The sequence below is a fragment of the Nocardioides pymetrozini genome, assembly GCF_046058985.1.
Classification (GTDB): domain Bacteria; phylum Actinomycetota; class Actinomycetes; order Propionibacteriales; family Nocardioidaceae; genus Nocardioides.
Genome location: NZ_CP175556.1, coordinates 323,014 through 342,221 on the forward strand (window position 1 = coordinate 323,014; position 19,208 = coordinate 342,221).

The window sequence follows — 19,208 nt, forward strand, 5'->3', positions numbered from 1 at the left end:
GTGACCGGCTCCTGCCGCGGCGGGGCGCACCCGCCCACCACAACCGAGGAGCAGACATGGCAACGGAGTTCGGACACGATGACGGTGCCCTCCGCAAGGTCGCCGAGCTCGTGGCCGCCACCAAGCAGGACCTCCTGCGGCAGTCCCAGACGATGGAGGCGCAGCTGGAGGTCATGAACACCCAGTGGGTCGGCGGTGGCGGGCTTTCCTTCAGGAACGTCAAGCAGGCCTGGGTCGAGAAGCACCAGGTGGTCACGACGGCCCTCGACCGGTTCGAGGCGTCCCTCACCGAGACCGAGGCCGACAACACCGCCGTCGACCAGGCCGCCGGCGCGGAGATGGTCAACCTCCTCAACCGGCTGGGCCGGCAGTAGCCGCACCCGGCCCGGCATCAACGAGACAAGGAGAGCACCATGACCGGACCTGACTTCGGCGCCCTCGACGGGCTACGCGTCCACCACGCGGGCCTCGACGCCGCGGCGGCGAGCATGTACGAGACCGCCAAGGCCATGAACGCCCGCCTCGACCAGCTCGAGGCCGACGCGCGGCCCTATGTGGGCTCGTGGGCCCCTGACAGCGAGCAGCGGCTCAGCTTCGACCGCGCCAAGGCGGCCTGGGACTGGGCGATGAAGGAGCTCCTCGACCTGCTCGACGGGGTCTCGCGGACCACCTACCAGTCCAACGCCGACTACATCCGGGCCGACCAGCGCGGCGCGGACCGGTTCCTGCGCTGACCGCGGGCTCCCGGGAGGGGTGGAGCGGATGACACCTGTCTCGCCTCCCGGGGCGGCGGCCTCCGGGCTGGTGCGGGTCAGCGTCGCGTCCGGCACCCGACGGGTCGACCTGGTGCTGCCCGGAGCCGTCCCGGTGGCCGAGCTGCTGCCGGAGCTGGCCCGCGGCGTGGGTCTGCTCGACCCGGCGACGGTCCACGGCGGCTACCGCGTCGGCACGGCCGAGGGACGGCGGCTCGCGCTCGACACCGGGCTGACCCTGCAGGGCGTCGAGGACGGTGCGCTCCTCACCGTCACCGCCGGGGTGGACGATCCCGAGCCCCGCGTCTACGACGACGTCGTCGAGGCGATGGCCGACGTCGTCGAGCACGAGCTCCGGCCGTGGCACCCGGCCGCGGGCCGTCGTACCGCACTCGTGGCGGCCGGCCTGTTCCTCGCTCTCGGCGCCCTCGCCCTGCTGGTGCAACGCGGCTCGGACGTCGCCGCGGTGGCCGCCACCTCGGTGGCGGTCCTGCTGTGTGCCGGCGCGATCGTGCTGTCCCGGGCGCAGGGGGAGCGCGACGCCGGCGTCGGCGTCGCCTGGCTCGGCGCCGGGTACGCCGCGGTGGCGGGCGTGATGCTCGCTCCGAGCGCCACCCCCTGGTTCGCCACTCCCCTCGCGGCGGCGGGAGCCGGGGCGCTCCTGGCCGGCGTCGTCGGCCTGGTCGGCCTCGGGCCCGGCCGGACCCTGGCCTTCCCGCCCGTCGTGGTCGGCGCGCTGGCGGTCGGGGTCGGCACCTACGCCCGCGCCACCCCCGACGGCATCGCGCCGGCGCCACTGCTGACGACGGTGCTGGTGCTCGTGGTCCTGGCCGGCAGCCTCTTCCCCTGGCTCGCTCTGAGCGCGACGGCGACGCGGACCGGTCCGCTCGACGCGCCGACGGGCGCCGGCGCCGAGCCCGACGACGTCCGACCCGAGCGGGTGGCCGCGGACGCCCGGGTCGCCCACGAGATCCTGCTCGCGATCACCGGGACCGTCGGCCTCCTCCTCGTCCTCGTCGCCCCCGTGGCCGTCAGCCTCGGTGCCGCCGGCGCCCTGCTCGCCGTCGACGCATGCCTGGTGGTGGGGCTGCGCACCCGGCAGTACCGCACCGGAAGCGAGGTGCTGGCGGGTCTCGGCGCCGGCGTGGCGGGGATCGCCGCGACCGCGGTCGCTGTCCTGACCCTCCATCCGGACTGGCGGCCCACCCTTGCCGTGGTCCTGGCGGTCGTCGGCGCCGCCCTGCTCGTCGCGACACTGGTCCCGGCCGCCCCGTCCGTGCGCCGCGGCCGCTTCGGCGACCTGCTCGAGTCCCTCGCCCTGCTCGGCCTCCTGCCCCTGCTCGTGGTCGCCACCGGTCTGTTCGACCGGGTGCGCGGATGGGTGGGCTGAGGTCCGTGGCGACCAAGAAGGACCTGGTCGAGGCCCATGCGTTCGGCCGGCGCCGTCTGGTGACGGCGTTCGTGTCCGGAGCGCCGGGCGGCCGCGAGGTCGAGCCCGCTCGACCGGGCCGGACGATCGTGGGCGGCATCGCCCTGGCCGTGCTGCTGGTCGCCGGTGCGGCGATCGCCGGCGCCCTGTCCGACCGGGCCGAGGTCGACTGGGACGAGCCCGGTCTGGTGGCCGACGGGCGCGGCGCGCTGTACGTCGTCCTCGACGACGCCGCAGCCGACCTGCCGCGGGTCCGCCCGGTCATCAACGTCACCTCCGCCCAGCTGATCCTCGGCTCGGAGGTCGAGGCGCGCACCGTGCCCGACGAGGAGATCGCGGGAGAGCGCAAGGGCCCGCCGATCGGCATCCTCGATGCCCCCGCCACCGTCCCCCTCGCCGGGGACCTGGTCGGGAGCGGGTGGACGTCCTGCACGGGCACGGGGCTCGGGATGCGCACGACCGTCACGCCCGGCGCGGACGTCAGCCCCCTGCCCACTCTCGGCTTCGTGGTGCGCAGCGCCACCGACGCCACTGTCCACCTCGTCGCGGAGGCCGACGTCCCGGGTCGGCCGCGCCGGGCCTACCGCTACGCCCTGCCCGACGGGAACGACGGCCTCTACAGCGATCTCCGGATCTCGCCGAACGACCAGGTCACGGTCCCGGACGCGTGGCTCGCGCTGTTCCCGCCCGGTGCCCCGCTGGACGCTGCTGGTCTCGGCATCGACCGCTGGGGCAGGCACGCCCGTCTCGCCGGCTACCCGGGCGCTCGGGTGGGCGACCTGCTCGAGCGGTCGGGCACGACGTACGCCCTGACCGACGCGGGGTTCGTCGAGCTGACCCCCTTCGCGGCGGCCGTGCTGCGCAACACCTCGCTCGGCCCGCGCCTGCCGCGGCCGGTCGCCGGGAGCCCCGACGCCGCGTTCGACATCGTGAAGCCCACCGCCGGGTCCGGAGAGCACTGGCCCGAGGACCTCCTCGCCGGCTCCCTGCCGGCCACGGCCGAGGCGTGCGCAGTGCTGCGGACTGCCGAGGACGAGGAGCCGGCCGTGCGGCTGGCGACCACGGATGGGCCGCCCGCGAGCGCGGCCGGGGTGGCCGTGGGCGACCGCGAGGTGACCGTCGCGCCGGGCCACGGCGCGGTGGTCCGCTCGGCGGACTGGGCCAGCAGCGCCGACGGCACGCCCCACCTCGTGGACGACCGCGGCTACAGCTACCCCGTCGCCACCGCCGACGACCTCGCCCGGCTCGGCTACGGCGAGGTGCCCGTGCTCGTGGTCCCCGACGTGTGGAACAAGCTGTTCGAGCCGGGCCCCGAGCTCTCGCAGGACGCCGCGCTCTGCCCGCCCGCGAAGGTGCCGTCGTGCGGCTGACCGGGCCGGTCGCCGGTGCGGTCGCGATGCAGGCGTTCTCACTGGTCGTGCTCGTCGGCCCGGGTGCGGCGAGCGCTGGCGTCGTACCGGGGGCCGACGGGGCGGCCTGTCTCGAGGTCACCGCGTCCACGACCGGCGTGCGCACCGTCAGCGGTGACAACGTCGCCAGCCGTGCACTCCACGTCGAGGAGGCCCAGGCTCTCGTCCGGGCGGCGGGCACCGAGCCGGGTGCCGGCGTGCGGGTCGTCGTCGTCGTCGACACCCCCGTCGACGGCTTCCGAGCGGGTACGCCGAGCGGGCTCGCCTCCGGCCACGGGTTCGCGGTCGCGGGCATCGTGGCAGGTCCCGACCAGACCGAGCCGGGCCCGGTGCCGGTGGGGATCGCGCCGGCGGCGCGGGTCGAGGGCGCGCCGTTCTACGAGACGCTCGAGCGCCCGGTGCCGGGCGAGCGGGCCCCGACCTCCGCGGACCTCGCGGCGGCTCTGGGCCGGCTCGCCGACCGCCGCGGTCCAGGGGGTGACCTTGCGGGCCGCGTCGTGGTCGTCGTCCCCGCGCAGGTGCCCTACTCCGCCGAGCTCGCGACCGAGGTCGGCCGGCTCGCCGCCTCCGGGGTGCTGGTGGTCGCCGCTGCGGGTGACCGGCCCCGGCAGGACGGGGACTTCCCGGACGGCTTCCAGGGCACGCCCCGCCCGGGCGAGGACGTCGCCGGCCTCGTCTGGCCCGCCGCCCACCCCGGCGTGGTCGCGGTCGGCGCGGCGTCACCCGGCAGCCGCGGCAGCGTGCTGCGCAGCTCGGCGATCGACCTCGCCGCCCCCGGGTCGGGCGCGGTGACGACGGCCCTCAACGGCGGCTGGTGCGTCGTCGACGGAGTCTCCACCGCATGGGCAGCCGCGCAGGTCGCCGGTGTCGCCGCGCTCGTGTGGTCCGCCCACCCCGGCGACGACGCCGCCCGGCTGCGTGCCAGGCTCGAGCAGACCGCCAGCGGCAACGGCTCCGGGTCCAGCCTGGTCACCGGGTTCGGCGTGGTCCAGCCCGTCGAGGCGATCCAGCGCGACATCGCCGCCATGGACGCCGACCGAGCCGCACGGGTCCAACCCGCGCAGCCGCCGCGCCCGCGCGCCGACCTTCTCGCGGGCGCCCGCCGCGACGCGCTCTGGTGGGGCCTCGGCGGTGGCAGCGCCCTGGCCGTCCTCCTGATGCTGCGGCCCCTGCTGTCGCGGCGTCGCTGAGCCGCCGGTCGCGGGTCGTTCGGGCGGAGATGCCAGACGGCGCCGACGTCGGCCGGCGCCGTCTGGTCCTCGCGGCGGAGGTAGGGGGATTCGAACCCCCGAGGGCTGTTAACCCAACCCGCTTTCCAAGCGAGCGCCATAGGCCACTAGGCGATACCTCCGCGGAGGAGGTTACCGGCACATGGACGGCGGGGTGGAATCGGGACTCACCGCGCGGCTCGGCCGCCGACGTACCATCGGAGCATGGCCGAGCGGGGTGAGGAGCCGGAGCCGTGGGCACCGCGCGAGCACCTGCCCGCCGACGCGCGGCGGATGGGGCTCAACAGCCTCGTGCCCGACGGTGCCCTGCTCGAGCTCGCCGGATCGCTCGACAGCGCCAAGCGCACGCACCGCCTGGTCGCCTGGGTGCTGCTGGTGGTCATGGTGGCGCCGGTGCTACTGACCGTGGTCAACGTGCTGCGCTGACCCCGGCCTGGCCCTGCGCCGGTCCTGATGTGAGCCGGCCGCGGCCCATCCTCTAAAGTGGGCGCCAACCCCCCACGTGGCGGTATCTCACCCAACTCCCCCAGGGTCGGAAGGCAGCAAGGGTAAGTGAGCTCTATCGGGTACGTGGGGGGCCTTTCGCTCTCTCGGGCCTAGGAGCCACCGGCGCCGGGCTTGCGGGCGACGTAGAAGTAGTTGAACGGGTCGGTCCGGATCTCGCTCACCTCGACGTCGACCAGGCCGGCGTCCTCCAGCATCCGCACCGCCGTCTGGCGGCCCCACACGGTGCCGAGCCCCGCCCCGCCCGCGGCCAGCGACACGGTCATGCAGTGCATCAGGCTGAGCGTGTAGAGGTAGGTCGCCCAGGGCAGCGACAGGTTGTTCTCCACGCCGGTCTCGGCCTTGATGTCGACCATCAGGAAGGTGCCACCGGGACGCAGCGCGGTCGCGATGCCGGCGAGCACACGGTCGGGGAAGGCCTGGTCGTGGATCGCGTCGAAGGCGGTGACGACGTCGTACGCCGCCTCCACGTCCAGCGCCGCGACGTCGCGGACCTCGAAGACGGCATTGGTCAGACCCCACTCCGCGGCCTCGGCCCGGGCCGCCTCGATCGCCTCGGCGCCGAGGTCGTAGCCCACGAACCGGCTATCCGGGTAGGCGCGTGCCAGCAGGTTCACCGCGTGCCCCGAGCCGCAGCCGACGTCGGCCAGCGTGCCGCCGGCGCTGAGCCGCTCGTGCAGGCCGGGTACGGCGGGCACCACGACGTCGAGCAGTCCCGCGTCGTGGGTCGCGGCGGCGTCCTCGGCCATGAGGGCGTGGAAGCGGGGGTAGTGCTCATAGCCCAGCCCGCCGCCGTGCCGGAAGCGCTCACGCAGCTCGGGCTCGACGCCGGCGAGCATGGTGAGCATCTTCAGGCTCCGCGCCAGGTTGACCGGGCCGTCGGCGGGGGTGAGGCACTGGGCGCGCTCGGCCGGCAGCGCGTACCGCCCGGTGGCGGGGTCGTAGGTCGCCACGTCACCGGCGACGATCCCGTCCAGCCACTCGCGCAGGTAGCGCTCGTCCACGCCGGCGGCGCTCGCCAGCGTGGCGCTGTCGGCCGGGCCGGTGCGGGCCAGCGTCTCGAGCAGCCCGAGCTCGTCGCCGATGCCGAGGAGCAGCCCGAGCGCGGCGTCGTTCATGACCGCGACCATCCGCCTCTGGAAGGCCTTCGCGGCGTCGCGGTCGATGCTCGTCATGGGCTGCTCGTCCTCTCCTCGCGGCGTCCTCGCCGGGTCGTCTGCGGCGCCCTCACCCTAGGGCGGGGGAGCGGCCTCCGGGAGGGGGTGACGCGGGCCCCGGACGTGTCGGGGTCTGCGACTAGGGTGGCTGCGTGGACTCCCCGCTCGCGCTCTACCGCCGCTACCGGCCCGAGACCTTCGCCGAGGTCATCGGGCAGGAGCACGTCACCGAGCCGCTGCGGGCCGCACTCGCCGGCAACCGGGTCAACCACGCCTACCTCTTCTCCGGCCCCCGCGGCTGCGGCAAGACCACCAGCGCGCGGATCCTCGCGCGCGCGCTCAACTGCGAGCGCGCCCCGATCGCCGACCCGTGCGGCGAGTGCGAGAGCTGCCGCGACCTGGCCCGCAACGGCCCCGGCTCGATCGACGTCATCGAGATCGACGCCGCCTCGCACGGCGGTGTGGACGATGCGCGCGACCTGCGCGAGAAGGCCTTCTTCGCGCCGGTGAAGAGCCGCTACAAGGTCTACATCATCGACGAGGCCCACATGGTCACGACGCAGGGCTTCAACGCCCTGCTCAAGCTGGTCGAGGAGCCGCCCCCGCACCTGCGGTTCATCTTCGCCACCACCGAGCCGGAGAAGGTCATCCCGACCATCCGCTCGCGGACCCACCACTATCCGTTCCGGCTGATCCCGCCGCGGCTGCTGACGTCGTACCTCACCGACCTGTGCGAGCGCGAGGGCGTGTCGATCGAGCCGGCGGCGCTGCCGCTCGTGGTCCGCGCGGGCGCGGGCTCGGCGCGCGACACCCTGTCGGTGCTGGACCAGCTGCTCGGTGGCGCCGGACCGCAGGGCGTGACCTACGACCTGGCCAGCGGGCTGCTCGGCTACACCCCCGACACCCTCCTCGACGACGTCGTCTCCGCCTTCGCCGCCGGTGACGGGTCGGCCGTGTTCGGTGTGGTCGACAAGGTCATCGAGACCGGGCAGGACCCGCGCCGGTTCACCGAGGACCTCTTGCGCCGGCTGCGCGACCTGGTGATCCTCTCCGCGGTCCCCGACGCGGCGGCCTCCGGCCTCCTGGACGTGTCCGGCGACCAGGCCGACCGGCTCGTCGCCCAGGCTGCCGCCTTCGGCCGGGCGGAGCTGACCCGGGCCGCCGACCTGGTCGCCGCCGGGCTCACGGACATGCGCGGCGCCACGGCACCCCGGCTGCTGCTGGAGCTCATCTGCGCCCGGATCCTGCTGCCGGCCGCGGACCACACCACCGAGGGCGTGCTCGCCCGCCTCGACCGGCTCGAGCGCCGCGCCTCGATCAGCGGTACGACGTCCGCGGAGTCGGCTCCCGCCCCGCCGGTCGCGAGCGTGCCGGCCCAGGACCGGCCCGTCCCCTCGCGCCACGAGCGGGCCGCGCCCGAGCGCGCCGAGGAGCCCCCGGCCCCTTCGCCCACCCCGGCCCCTTCGCCCACCCCGGCCCCTTCGCCGGCCCCTTCGCCGACGCCGGCTCCCTCGCCGACGCCGGCTCCCTCGCCGACGCCGGAGCCGTCGCCGGCGCCCAGCGCCGACGCGGCCCCGACGCCCGCCGAGTCGGCCACCCCGGCCCCTCCCGCCCCGGCCCCTCCCGCCCCGGTCCCTCCCGCCCCGGCCGCTCCCGCACCCGCGGGCGGCGGCCTGAGCCTGGTGGACATCCGTCGGCTGTGGCCGTCGGTCATCGACCGGGTCAAGGGCGTCAAGCGGGTCACCTGGATCCACCTGACCCAGAACTCCCAGGTCGTCGGCTTCGACAACAACGTGCTCAGCCTCGGCTTCCAGTCCGACGGGCCGCGCCGCTCCTTCGAGTCCGGCGGCCACGCCGAGATCGTGCAGCAGGCGGTGATCGACGAGATCGGCGCGAGCGTGCGGATCGAGGCGATCGTGGACCCGGCCGCCGATCCTGGCGCCCGAGCGCCGGAGCCGGCGGTCGCCCCGGCGGCCTCGCCGTCGGCCCCCGGCGCGGACGGAACGGGCAGCTCGGGCGGCTGGCCGGAGGTCACCGCCCCACCCCAGGCCGCGGTGGCGCCCGCCGCCGGGGCGAACGGATCAGCTCCGCAGCAGGCTCCTGCCGCCCCGGTCGGGGCGCCGGACGACGATCCGCCCCCGTGGGCGATCGAGCCCCCTGCGGAGGACGGCCCGCCCGAGGAGACGGTCTCCCGCCGTTCCCGGGTGGCCGACATCCAGGCCCAGGCCGACGCCACGGCGGTGACGAGCGTGGCCGACCCGGACGCGGCCGTCGACCTCGACGACCGCGAGGTCGACGCCGAGTCCAGCGCGGAGCTCCTCGCCCGGGAGCTGGGCGCGCAGATGATCGAGGAGATCCCGCGGGCCGACTGAGCCCGCGCAGCCCCTCGTACCCGACCCAGAGCCACCGACCCACCAGAGAAGAGAGCCCCATGAGCCAGAACCCCTTCGACGCCCTCGGCGGAGCCGGTGGCCTCGACCTGGGCGCCCTGCTGCAGCAGGCGCAGCAGATGCAGGACCAGCTCCACGACGCGCAGCAGCGCCTTGCCGAGACCACGGTCGACGGATCGGTCGCCGGCGGCGCGGTGACGGTGACGGTCACCGGCGCGGGCGAGCTCACCGCGGTGAAGATCGGCCCCGACGCTCTCGACGGCACCGACGCCGAGGCGCTCGCCGACCTCGGCGACCTGGTGGTCGCCGCCTTCCGTGACGCCCGCGCGAAGGTCGACGAGCTCGCCGAGCAGATGCTCGGCCCGCTGGCCGGCGGCCTCCCCGACGTCGGCGGCCTTCCCGGCCTGGGCGGACCGGGCCAGGCGCCCGGCCAGCTCGGCTTCTGAGCGGAGCGCAGCACCCTTGTACGAAGGCGTCGTCCAGGACCTCATCGACGAGCTCGGGCGGTTGCCCGGGGTCGGCCCGAAGAGCGCCCAGCGGATCGCGTTCCACCTGCTGCAGGCGGAGCCGGCCGACGTACGCCGCCTTGCCGAGGTCCTCATCGAGGTCAAGGACAAGGTGAAGTTCTGCAGCATCTGCTTCAACGTCGCCGAGGACGACCAGTGCCGGATCTGCCGCGACCCGCGGCGCGACCCCAGCGTGCTGTGCGTCGTGGAGGAGTACAAGGACGTGGTGGCGATCGAGCGGACGCGCGAGTTCCGCGGCCGCTACCACGTGCTGGGTGGCGCGATCTCCCCGATCGACGGCATCGGCCCGGAGCAGCTGCACATCCGTGAGCTGCTCACCCGGCTCGGTGACGGCACCGTCACCGAGGTGATCTTGGCGACCGATCCGAACCTCGAGGGCGAGGCGACCGCGACCTACCTCACGCGGATGCTCGGGCCGCTGGGGTTGCGCGTGACGCGTTTGGCCAGTGGACTTCCCGTGGGAGGGGACCTGGAGTACGCCGACGAGGTCACCCTGGGCCGAGCATTCGTGGGAAGGCAGACAGCAACATGAGCAGGGACATGAGCAGGGACATGACCAGGGACATGACCAGGGACACCGGCAGCGACACCAGCAGCGACCTGACCAGCCCGGGTGACGGGAGCGGCGTCGACCAGCTGCCCGGCCTCGCCGCCCTCGAGGCGCTGATCGCGCTCGAGACCGAGACCGTCCGGCTCGCCGACGAGATCGCCGCGTCCGTGCGCTCCTTCCTCGACGGCGTGCGTGTGGTCGCCGCCCAGGCCACGGGTGGTCAGGCGGTGTCGCTGCTGCTGCTCCAGATCAGCCAGATCGCCCTCACCGGCGCCCGGCTCGGGGTGCACCGCGACTTCGCGCCGCGCGACGAATACCAGCCCGACGACGGTCCCGACCCCGACGACATCGACGAGCTGCGCCTCCAGCTGGCCGGCCTGCTCGGCAACCTCGACACCTACAGCTACGTCTTCGACCCCTACGCGCCGGAGGTCGTCGAGGGCCTCCTGTCCGACGACCTCACTAGCATCGCGGCCGATCTCGCCGTCGGCGTCCGCCACTACGAGGCGGGCGACGTCGAGGAGGCCCTGTGGTGGTGGCAGTTCTCCTATGTGTCGTCGTGGGGAGCCCTCGCCGGGTCGGCGATGAAGGCGCTGCTGTCGGTGGTGGCCCACGACCGGCTCGACGTCGACGTCGCGAGCACGATGGAGCTGGAGCAGATCCAGGCCGCGGCCGCGGCGCTGGACAGCGCCGAAAAGGCGTAGCGGGCTCTCGTAGAATCGGCGGTGGCCCCGTCGACCACCGGTGATGTGGCCCTGCCCTTCCCCCGAGACCACCGCCAGGAGTGAGCCCCCGTGGGCATTGTCGTGCAGAAGTACGGCGGCTCGTCGGTCGCCGACGCCGCCGGTATCAAGCGCGTCGCACAGCGCATCGTCAACACGAAGAAGGCCGGCCACCAGGTCGTCGTCGTGGTCTCGGCGATGGGGGACACGACGGACGACCTGATCGACCTCGCCAACGAGGTCTCCCCGCTGCCGCCGGCCCGCGAGCTCGACATGCTGCTCACCGCCGGCGAGCGGATCTCGATGGCCGTGCTGGCGATGGCGATCCACGACCTCGGCCACGAGGCCCGCTCCTTCACCGGCTCGCAGGCCGGCGTGATCACCGACGCCGCCCACGGCAAGGCGAAGATCATCGACGTCACCCCCGGCCGGATCGAGGCCGCGATCGGCGAGGGTGCGATCGCCATCGTCGCCGGCTTCCAGGGCGTCTCCCAGACGACCAAGGACATCACCACGCTCGGCCGTGGCGGGTCGGACACGACCGCCGTCGCGCTCGCCGTCGCGCTCAAGGCCGACGTGTGTGAGATCTACTCCGACGTCGACGGCATCTTCACCGCCGACCCGCGCATCGAGCCCCGGGCCCGCAAGGTGCCCCGGATCTCCTACGAGGAGACCCTCGAGATGGCCGCGCAGGGCGCCAAGATCCTGCACCTGCGGTGCGTCGAGTACGCCCGCCGCTACGACATGCCCATCCACGTCCGCTCCTCCTTCTCCGAGAAGGAGGGCACCTGGGTCGTGAAGGCCGAGGATGTAGTCCAGGAGGAGACCATGGAAGCCGCGATCATCACCGGGGTGGCCCACGACCGCAGCCAGGCCAAGATCACCGTGGTCGGCGTCCCGGACAAGCCCGGCGAGGCGGCTGCGATCTTCCGCGCCGTCGCCGAGGCGCAGATCAACATCGACATGATCGTGCAGAACGTCTCGGCCGCCGCGACCAGCCTGACGGACATCTCCTTCACGCTGCCCGCGGGCGAGGGCCAGACCGCGATGACCGCCCTGGCGCGGCTCAAGGACGCCGTCGGCTTCGACAGCCTCCAGTACGACGACAGCGTCGGCAAGGTGTCGATCGTCGGCGCCGGCATGAGCTCCTCGCCCGGCATCTCCGCACGCTTCTTCGAGGCGCTCTCGGAGGCGGGCGTGAACATCGAGATGATCTCCACCTCGGAGATCCGGGTCTCGGTCGTCGTGGCCGAGGTCCAGGTCGAGGCGGCCGTCAACGCGGCTCACGCCGCCTTCGACCTCGGCTCGGACGAGATCGAGGCCGTGGTCTACGGGGGTACCGGACGATGATCACCCTACGACCCTCTTCGCTCCTCCGCTTCGCTCCCCCGCGAACAACGCCGCGGGGACCCCGATCCTTCAGGGAGATGTCATGACCCAGGTCAACATCGGCGTGGTGGGCGCCACCGGGCAGGTCGGCGTCGCCATGCGCCAGATCCTGCTCGAGCGGGACTTCCCCGTCGGCGAGATCCGCTTCTTCTCCTCGGCCCGCTCGGCCGGGAAGGTGCTGCAGTTCGGTGACCGCGAGGTCGTCGTCGAGGACGCCGAGACCGCGGACCCGACGGGCCTCGACGTCGCGCTGTTCTCCGCGGGCGCCACCGCGTCGCGTGCGCTGGTGCCCCGGTTCGTGGACGCCGGCGTGATCGTCGTCGACAACTCCTCGGCCTTCCGCAAGGACCCCGCGATCCCGCTCGTCGTCTCCGAGGTCAACCCGGAGGCGGCGGCCGAGGTGATCGCCGCGGGTCGGGGCATCATCGCCAACCCGAACTGCACCACGATGGCGGCGATGCCCGTGCTCAAGCCGCTGCACGAGGAGGCCGGTCTCGTCCGGCTGATCGCGTCGACGTACCAGGCGGTCTCCGGCTCCGGCATCGCCGGTGTCGAGGAGCTCGCCACCGGGATCGCCGCGGCCGGGGACAAGGCCCGTGAGCTGGCGTACGACGGCGAGGCCGTCGCCTTCCCCGAGCCGGGCGTCTACCAGCGGACCATCGCCTACAACGTGCTGCCGTTCGCAGGCAACCTCGTCGACGACGGGCTCAACGAGACCGACGAGGAGCAGAAGCTGCGCAACGAGTCGCGCAAGATCCTCGGCATCCCGGACCTGCGGGTCTCAGGCATCTGCGTCCGCGTCCCCGTCTTCACCGGGCACTCCCTGGCCATCAACGCCGAGTTCGAGCGCTCGCTGCCTGTCGAGCGGGCGCGCGAGCTGCTCGCCGGCGCCCCCGGTGTCGAGCTCGCCGACATCCCGAATCCCCTCGCCGCGGCGGGCAAGGACCCGTCGTACGTCGGCCGCCTGCGCCAGGACCCGGGCGTCGACGACGACCGCGGGCTCGCCCTGTTCGTCTCCAACGACAACCTGCGCAAGGGCGCGGCGCTCAACACCGTGCAGATCGCCGAGCTGATCGCTGCTGCTCGCTGAGACAGTTTCACCGGCCGGCCGGTGAAACTCACGCTTGGACGAGGAAACTTCATCGTCCCAGCGTGAGTTTCGTCGTCCAGGCTCGCGTTATGTCAGGTGTCGTCGGGGTCGACGAAGGTCTTGGTGACCCAGACCGAGGCGAGATAGGCCCCGACGCTCAGCAGCGGCACGATGATCAGCGTCGACCAGTGGTCGAGCAGGTCGATCAGGAAGAGCAGGGCGACCACGGCGACCAGGCCCACGGCGAGGAAGCTGCTGCTGCCCGGGTCGGGGATCGAGAACGCCTTGAGCAGCTGGGCGCCCAGTAGGACGCACAGCGCGAAGGTGGCGACGAGCAGCAGGAAGCCGGGGCCGCCGCCGCAGGAGGAGGTGCCGCGCACGGCCTCGCAGCCGCGCAGCGACAGCCAGGTCAAGACGACCATCGCGGCGCCCACGACGAGCCCGGTGACGGCCGCGGCGCGGTAGACGGTCAGCAGCGCTCCGTCGCCGAGGGCCGCGATCTCGGCGTCCTCCAGGGCGGCGGTGCTCACCGGCTCCGGCTCGACGTCGACCGGCGCCGTGACCCGAGGCCCCGGCGTCCGGGCGGCCGCGGCAGGTGCGTTGGTGCGCGCGGGCCGGCGCGGGGCCGGCGCGGGGGCTTCCGAGGCGGTCTCGGGAAGTACGACGGTCGGCTCGGGCTCCGAGACGGCCTCCGGCGCCGCGGCTTCGGGCGCGGCTGCTGCGGGCTCGGCGACCTCAGCCGCTGGCTCGGCGGCCTCGGGCTCGGCGGCCTCGGGCTCGGCGGCCTCGGGCTCGGCGACCTCGGGCTCCGGATCGGCGGCCTCGGCCTCCGCCTCAACGGCCTCCGCCTCAACGGCCTCCGCCTCAACGGCCTCCGCCTCAACGGCCTCCGGCTCAACGGCCTCCGGCTCAACGGCCTCCGGCTCGGTGACCTCGGCCTCGACGACCGGGGGCTCGACGACCTCCGGCTCGGTGACCTCGGCTTCGGGCTGGACGACCTCCGGCTCCGGCGCCGCCGCAGGACGGGGGGCGGGGCGGGCGGCCGGGCGGGCGGCCGGACGGGCGGCCGGACGGGCAGCAGAGCGGGCGGCGGGACGGGCAGGGCGCTCCGAGGCACCTGCGGCGGGCGCCTCGGGCTGCTGGGCGGACTTCTTCTTCCGCCCGAACAGCTTGGGTGGCTCCAAGCTCAGCTTCAGCTTGTCCTGCTCGTCTGACATGGCATGCAGTGTGTCACGAACGCGCAGGTCGGCGAGGGGTGGTCGCAGGACGACACGGAGGCGAAAAGCGCGACGGGCGGATCCGGTCTCCCCGGATCCGCCCGTCGATCGGTCGGGCTGACAGGATTTGAACCTGCGGCCTCCTCGTCCCGAACGAGGCGCGCTACCAAGCTGCGCCACAGCCCGTCGTGCCCCGGCTCCGATGAAGCCGGCTCACAAGCACGGGAGCATAGCGGAGCGGTCCCCGGGAGTCGCAATCGCGGGGGGCCGCGCGGTCATCGCGGATGCAGGGTGAGCAGCGTGGCCTCGGGTCGGCAGGCGACCCGGATCCGGGTGTAGGGGTTGGTGCCCAGGCCGGCTGAGACGTGCAGCCACGACGAGCCGGGGTCGCCGGGGCGTGAGTCCGCCGGGTGCCGGTGCAGGCCGCGCGCGCGGGCGGGCTCGAGGTCGCAGTTCGTGGCGTAGGCGCGCGACCCGCCGGGCCAGGGCAGCCGCACCTGACCGCCGTGGGTGTGCCCGGCGACGATGGCGTCGTACCCGTCGGCGGCGAACCGGTCGAGCACGCGCAGGTACGGCGCGTGGGCGACCCCCAGGCGCAGGTCGGCTGTGTCGTCGGCGGGACCGGCGACCGCGGCGAGGTCGTCGTACTCGAGATGGGGGTCGTCGACCCCTGCGAACGCGAGCACGGTCTCGCCGACGTCGAGCCGGGCGCGGCGGTTGGTCAGGTCGAGCCAGCCCGCGCCGCTGAGCCCGGCGCTCAGCTCGCGCCACGGCAGCTGCGGGACGTCGGTGTGCCGCTTCCCGTCGTCGGGCAGCAGATACCCGAGCGGGTTGCGGAAGCCCGGCTCGTAGTAGTCGTTCGAGCCGTGCACGAACACGCCGGGACGGTCGAGGAGCCCGCCGAGGCTGTCGAGCACCACCGGCACCGCGGCGCGGTGGGCGAGATTGTCCCCGGTGTCGATCACCAGGTCGGGCTCCAGCGCGGCGAGGGCGCGCAGCCACTCCTGCTTGCGGGTCTGGCCGGGGGTCATGTGGAGGTCGCTGAGATGCAGCACGCGCAGCGGGCGCATGCCCGGCGGCAGCACCCGCAGGTCGAGCCGGCGCAGGGTGTACTGGCGGGCCTCCCACAGGGCGTACGACGTGACCGCGGCGCCCAGCGCGCTCCCGGCGCCCGCAGCCCCCAGCGCCACCCTCCCGAAGCCCATGAGGACAGTCTCACCCACGCCAGGCAGAATCGAGGCATGAGCACCCTCAAGGAGCAGCTGCGCACCGACCTCACCGCCGCGATCAAGGCCCGCGACGAGGTCCGGTCGTCGACGCTGCGGATGATCCTGACCGCGGTCACCAACGCCGAGGTCGCCGGGAAGGTCGCCAAGGAGCTCACCGACGACGAGGTGCTGACCGTGCTGGCCGCCGAGGCGAAGAAGCGCCGCGAGGCCGCGGTGGCCTTCGAGGAGGGCGATCGGCCGGAGAGCGCCGCCAAGGAGCGGGCCGAGGCGGCCGTGATCCAGGACTACCTGCCCGCCCAGCTCGGCCCGGAGGAGATCGCCGCCATCGTCACCACCGCCGTCGAGCAGGCTGGCGCCGCGGGTGCCGGGCCGAAGGCGATGGGCCAGGTGATGGGGATCGTCCAGCCGCAGGTCAAGGGCCGGGCCGACGGCGCCGCCGTCGCCGCGGAGGTGCGCCGCCAGCTCGGCTGAGCGTTCGGGCGCGCGGGCCGGCTGCCTGTGCTGTAACTATCTGTTCGCGTCGCTCCCTCACCCGTCTACGGGTCAGGGAGCGACGCGAACAGATAGTTACAGCACGCGGCTGCGCCCCCGCGACCCGCCGGGCTCAGCCCCCGCCGTTGCCGTTCCCGTTGCCGTTGCCGACGCCGTTGCCGTTGCCGTTGCCGGGACCCTCGCCACCGGGGTCGGGGGGAGCGGGGGCGTCCACGGTGCCGCCCGTGCCCGCGTCGCTCGTGCCCGCGCCGCCGCCCTTCTTGCCCTTCTTCTTCTTGGGCGTGCCGTCGGAGATGTAGAGGGTGACCGTGTCGCCCGCGGCGAGCCGGGCTCCCGTGCCGGGAGCCGACCACGCGACCAGGCCGGCGGCGACCGCGGAGTCGACCTCGCCGCCGTTGACGACGTTGAAGCCGAGGCCTTCCAGGACCGCCTTCGCCTCGTCGTACGACTTCCCGGACACGGCCGGCACGGTGATGAGCAGGCCGCGGATGTCGGTCGTCGAGGGTCGGGTGAAGTCGACGTCGTCGAGCCACTGGGCGATCACCTTGAAGGCGTCGCCCCAGATCGGGCCGGCGGTGGTCGATCCGGAGGAGGCGTACAGGGTGCGGCCGCCGACGGACTTGTTGTCCAAGGACTCGGGCTGGCCTGCGCGGTTGACGCCCGCGACCATCGCCGCGCCGGCGAGGTTGGGGGTGTAGCCCACGAACCACACCGAGTTGTTGCCGTTCGTCGTACCCGTCTTGCCCGCGGCCGGCTGGCCGGGGTACTGCAGCGCGGCGAAGCCGCCGGGGGCCACGACGCCGCGGAGCACGTCGTTGACCGCGTTGGCCACGGGGCTGGCGAGCACCTGGGTGCAGCTCTTCTCGTACTTCTTGAGGACATTGCCCTGGGCGTCGGCGATCTCGGTCACCGGTCGGGCGTCGCAGTGCAGGCCCTCGCCCGCGAAGGTGGCGTAGGCCTCCGCCATCTCCAGCGGGCTCACGTCGGCGACGCCGAGCGTGAACGACGGGATGATGTTGTCCTCGGTGAGCTCGGTGATGCCCATCTGCCGGGCGAGCTTCCACGGCTCGCAAATGCCGGTCTGCTTCTCCAGGTTGACGAAAAAGGTGTTGACCGACTTCTGGGTGCCCTCGTAGAGGTTGGGCGCCGACGAGGAGCTCGTCGAGTTCTTCGGCCGCCAGATCTCGGTGCTCTGGTACGGGCCGTCGCAGGTCTCGAACTCGTTGAGGGGGAAGTAGCCCGGGTTCGGTGCGGGATAGCGCTGCGTGAGGGGGATGTCCTGGTTGATCGCCGAGGCGAGCACGAACGCCTTGAACGTCGAGCCGGGCTGGAAGCCGGACGCGTCGCCGTACCTGGTCGGCACGGTGTAGTTGAGGAAGGTCTCGCCCTTCCGCTTGCCCATCGGCCGCGACTGGGCCAGGCCCTTCACGTTGCCCGTGCCGGGCTCGATCAGGGCGAGACCGCCGATCGCGAGGTCGTCCTTGTAGACGTGGGAGGACACCGAGTCGTTGGCGGCCTTCTGGTAGCGCAGGTCGACGGTGGTCTTGATGGTGAGGCCGCCGTTGAGATCAGCCGCCGGCGCTCCTCCTGGTCGGCGCCGAGGGCCGGGTCCGTCATCAGCCAGCGCACCACGTAGTCGCAGAAGAACTGGGCCTCGGAGTTCACGCATCCGTTGGGCTGCTCCTGGACCCGCAGGCCGAGCTTGCGGTCCTTGGCCTGGTCGGCCTCCTTCTCGGTGATGACGCCCAGCTGCGCCATCCGGTCGAGGACGACATTGCGGCGCACGGTGGCCTGTGGCTTGTTCCGGGTCGGGTTGTAGGCCTCGGGACTCTGCACGAGCCCGGCGAGCAGCGCCGACTGGCGCAGGTTGAGGTCCTTGGCGTTGACGTTGAAGAAGTGCTGCGCGGCCGCCTGGACGCCGTACGCGCCGTCGCCGAAGTACGCCGTGTTGAGATAGCGCTCGAGGATCCAGTCCTTGCTGTGCCGCTTCTCCAGCGCGATCGCGTAGCGCAGCTCGCGCAGCTTGCGACCGTAGGTGTCGTCCGTGGCGGCCTTGCGCTCCTCGTCGGTGTCGGCCTGGTTCAGCAGGGTCAGCTTGACCAGCTGCTGCGTGATCGACGAGCCGCCCTGCGTGACCCCGCCGGCGGCCTGGTTGGTGAACAGGGCGCGGATCGTGCCCTTCAGGTCGAGCGCGCCGTGCTGGTAGAAGCGGTAGTCCTCGATCGCGACGATGGCCTCGACCATCGTGCGCGAGATCTGACGGAGCGGGACGTTGACCCGGTTCTGGTCGTAGAGCGTCGCGATGGTCCGGCCGCCGGCGTCCTTGACCTCGGTGCGCTGCGGGAGCTGCTCGGTCTCGAGCTCCTGGGGGAGCTCGTTGACGGTCTCGGAGACGTTGCGGGCGGAGAAGCCGAGGACGCCGGCGAAGGGGATCGCCAGGCCGGAGACGACGACGCCGAGCACGGCCGCGACCAGCAGCATCACGCCGAGGTGGGAGGCGACCTTGCCCGGAGGAAGGCCGTCGAACCGGGTGCGGGACATGCGGTCAGGGTACGTGACCGCTCCGCGCCTTCCCGAGTCGTCACGGCCGGCGACGGCCCGCCCGAGACCGCGCCACGGCCTCGGAGCATCTAGTCCGATGTGACTACGCACTTTGGGCCCGATGAGCGATATCGCTTTTGGCGAGACTCCTTTACTTTGGTCCGGTCGAGGAGACCGAACGCTGTGGGGGCGTTGGCTTCTCGGTTGTGGGAACCACCAGGGGACAACATGTGGGTTGAGGACTGGGCGCCGCGCGCCGCCTGTAAGAGCCAGCAGCCGGACCAGCTCTTCGTCCGGGGCGCCGAGCAGAACAAGGCCAAGCAGGTCTGCACCAGCTGCCTGGTGCGCACCGAGTGCCTTGCCGAGGCGCTGGACAACCAGATCGAGTGGGGCGTCTGGGGCGGGATGACCGAGCGGGAGCGCCGTGCTCTGCTCCGTCGCCGGCCCAATGCCTCGTGGCGCAAGGTCCTGGAGGACGCGCGCGACTCGACGGGCGTCCCGGCCCAGGCCTGACCCGGTCAGGTCGGGTCAGGCCCGGTCAGGCCCGGTCAGGCCCGGTCAGGCCCGGTCAGGCCCGGTCC

The 19,208-nt window shown here is 73.3% G+C and carries 19 protein-coding genes, 2 tRNA genes and 1 other RNA gene; 15 read left to right on the top strand and 7 right to left on the bottom strand.

Translation table 11 applies throughout. The features are described from left to right. Positions 1–56 precede the first annotated feature (56 nt). Genes ACJ5H2_RS01550 through ACJ5H2_RS01570 form a run of 5 tightly spaced genes read left to right on the top strand, consistent with a single transcriptional unit; the run spans position 57 to position 4,780 of the window. The gene (locus ACJ5H2_RS01550; protein ID WP_408897807.1) at positions 57–374 is read left to right on the top strand and encodes a WXG100 family type VII secretion target; all 318 of its coding nucleotides are present in this window, start codon (positions 57–59) and stop codon (positions 372–374) included. Positions 375–413: 39 nt separating this feature from the next. Continuing rightward, positions 414–734, top strand: a complete 321-nt coding sequence (locus tag ACJ5H2_RS01555; protein WP_408897808.1) for a WXG100 family type VII secretion target — start codon at positions 414–416, stop codon at positions 732–734. Positions 735–762: 28 nt separating this feature from the next. Beyond that, positions 763–2,142, top strand: a complete 1,380-nt coding sequence (gene eccD / locus ACJ5H2_RS01560; RefSeq protein WP_408897810.1) for a type VII secretion integral membrane protein EccD — start codon at positions 763–765, stop codon at positions 2,140–2,142. Positions 2,143–2,147: 5 nt separating this feature from the next. After that, positions 2,148–3,551, top strand: a complete 1,404-nt coding sequence (eccB, locus tag ACJ5H2_RS01565; RefSeq protein ID WP_408897811.1) for a type VII secretion protein EccB — start codon at positions 2,148–2,150, stop codon at positions 3,549–3,551. Then, positions 3,542–4,780, top strand: coding sequence for a S8 family serine peptidase (locus tag ACJ5H2_RS01570; RefSeq protein ID WP_408897812.1), 1,239 nt, complete (start codon positions 3,542–3,544; stop codon positions 4,778–4,780). The genes eccB and ACJ5H2_RS01570 overlap by 10 nt, the downstream gene beginning before the upstream one ends. Positions 4,781–4,855: 75 nt before the next feature. Here the strand turns inward: ACJ5H2_RS01570 and ACJ5H2_RS01575 are convergent. Then, positions 4,856–4,941 (bottom strand) — tRNA-Ser (locus ACJ5H2_RS01575). 82 nt (positions 4,942–5,023) lie between these two features. On the opposite strand from ACJ5H2_RS01575, the gene ACJ5H2_RS01580 reads away from it, so the two are divergent. After that, entirely contained in the window at positions 5,024–5,245 is a 222-nt protein-coding gene (locus ACJ5H2_RS01580; RefSeq protein ID WP_408897813.1) for a hypothetical protein, read from the top strand. A 66-nt stretch (positions 5,246–5,311) separates the two neighbouring features. Beyond that, an RNA gene (gene ffs / locus ACJ5H2_RS01585) (signal recognition particle sRNA small type) lies at positions 5,312–5,402 on the top strand. A gap of 13 nt (positions 5,403–5,415) precedes the next feature. Here the strand turns inward: ffs and ACJ5H2_RS01590 are convergent. Further along, complete coding sequence (locus ACJ5H2_RS01590) at positions 5,416–6,498, bottom strand: class I SAM-dependent methyltransferase (RefSeq protein ID WP_408897814.1); 1,083 nt, start codon at positions 6,496–6,498, stop codon at positions 5,416–5,418. Positions 6,499–6,632: 134 nt separating this feature from the next. Between ACJ5H2_RS01590 and ACJ5H2_RS01595 the strand changes: the two genes are divergently transcribed. The 6 genes from ACJ5H2_RS01595 (at position 6,633) to ACJ5H2_RS01620 (ending at position 13,148) form a co-directional block, all read left to right on the top strand. Then, positions 6,633–8,852, top strand: coding sequence for a DNA polymerase III subunit gamma and tau (locus tag ACJ5H2_RS01595; protein ID WP_408897815.1), 2,220 nt, complete (start codon positions 6,633–6,635; stop codon positions 8,850–8,852). 59 nt (positions 8,853–8,911) lie between these two features. Beyond that, positions 8,912–9,316: a YbaB/EbfC family nucleoid-associated protein gene (locus tag ACJ5H2_RS01600; protein ID WP_408897816.1), complete on the top strand. Its 405-nt coding sequence runs from the start codon at positions 8,912–8,914 to the stop codon at positions 9,314–9,316. Between the two features lie 16 nt (positions 9,317–9,332). Continuing rightward, entirely contained in the window at positions 9,333–9,929 is a 597-nt protein-coding gene (gene recR / locus ACJ5H2_RS01605; RefSeq protein ID WP_141005829.1) for a recombination mediator RecR, read from the top strand. A gap of 32 nt (positions 9,930–9,961) precedes the next feature. After that, on the top strand, positions 9,962–10,651 hold the full coding sequence (locus ACJ5H2_RS01610) for a DUF5063 domain-containing protein (protein WP_408897817.1): 690 nt from the start codon (positions 9,962–9,964) through the stop codon (positions 10,649–10,651). A 90-nt stretch (positions 10,652–10,741) separates the two neighbouring features. Beyond that, complete coding sequence (locus ACJ5H2_RS01615; RefSeq protein WP_408897818.1) at positions 10,742–12,019, top strand: aspartate kinase; 1,278 nt, start codon at positions 10,742–10,744, stop codon at positions 12,017–12,019. Between the two features lie 82 nt (positions 12,020–12,101). After that, complete coding sequence (locus ACJ5H2_RS01620; RefSeq protein ID WP_408897819.1) at positions 12,102–13,148, top strand: aspartate-semialdehyde dehydrogenase; 1,047 nt, start codon at positions 12,102–12,104, stop codon at positions 13,146–13,148. 92 nt (positions 13,149–13,240) lie between these two features. Here ACJ5H2_RS01620 and ACJ5H2_RS01625 read toward each other — a convergent pair whose 3' ends face one another. The 3 genes from ACJ5H2_RS01625 to ACJ5H2_RS01635 all read right to left on the bottom strand — a co-directional run bounded on the left by ACJ5H2_RS01625 (position 13,241) and on the right by ACJ5H2_RS01635 (position 15,570). Further along, a complete protein-coding gene (locus ACJ5H2_RS01625; RefSeq protein WP_408897820.1) occupies positions 13,241–14,365 on the bottom strand; it encodes a hypothetical protein in 1,125 nt (374 codons plus the stop codon). Between the two features lie 112 nt (positions 14,366–14,477). Next, positions 14,478–14,551: transfer RNA gene (locus tag ACJ5H2_RS01630), tRNA-Pro, on the bottom strand. A gap of 89 nt (positions 14,552–14,640) precedes the next feature. Beyond that, a complete protein-coding gene (locus ACJ5H2_RS01635; protein WP_408899577.1) occupies positions 14,641–15,570 on the bottom strand; it encodes a metallophosphoesterase in 930 nt (309 codons plus the stop codon). A gap of 36 nt (positions 15,571–15,606) precedes the next feature. Here ACJ5H2_RS01635 and ACJ5H2_RS01640 point away from each other — a divergent pair, with 36 nt between their 5' ends. Next, complete coding sequence (locus tag ACJ5H2_RS01640; RefSeq protein ID WP_408897821.1) at positions 15,607–16,065, top strand: GatB/YqeY domain-containing protein; 459 nt, start codon at positions 15,607–15,609, stop codon at positions 16,063–16,065. A gap of 133 nt (positions 16,066–16,198) precedes the next feature. Here ACJ5H2_RS01640 and ACJ5H2_RS01645 read toward each other — a convergent pair whose 3' ends face one another. Both ACJ5H2_RS01645 and ACJ5H2_RS01650 read right to left on the bottom strand, forming a co-directional pair. Continuing rightward, a complete protein-coding gene (locus tag ACJ5H2_RS01645; protein WP_408897822.1) occupies positions 16,199–17,587 on the bottom strand; it encodes a penicillin-binding transpeptidase domain-containing protein in 1,389 nt (462 codons plus the stop codon). Beyond that, positions 17,536–18,627 carry a transglycosylase domain-containing protein gene (locus tag ACJ5H2_RS01650; RefSeq protein WP_408897823.1) on the bottom strand — a complete coding sequence of 364 codons (1,092 nt, stop codon included), beginning with the start codon at positions 18,625–18,627 and terminating at the stop codon, positions 17,536–17,538. Before ACJ5H2_RS01650 ends, ACJ5H2_RS01645 begins: the two co-directional genes overlap by 52 nt. A gap of 228 nt (positions 18,628–18,855) precedes the next feature. On the opposite strand from ACJ5H2_RS01650, the gene ACJ5H2_RS01655 reads away from it, so the two are divergent. Beyond that, positions 18,856–19,140, top strand: a complete 285-nt coding sequence (locus tag ACJ5H2_RS01655) for a WhiB family transcriptional regulator (RefSeq protein WP_408897824.1) — start codon at positions 18,856–18,858, stop codon at positions 19,138–19,140. Positions 19,141–19,208 lie beyond the last annotated feature (68 nt).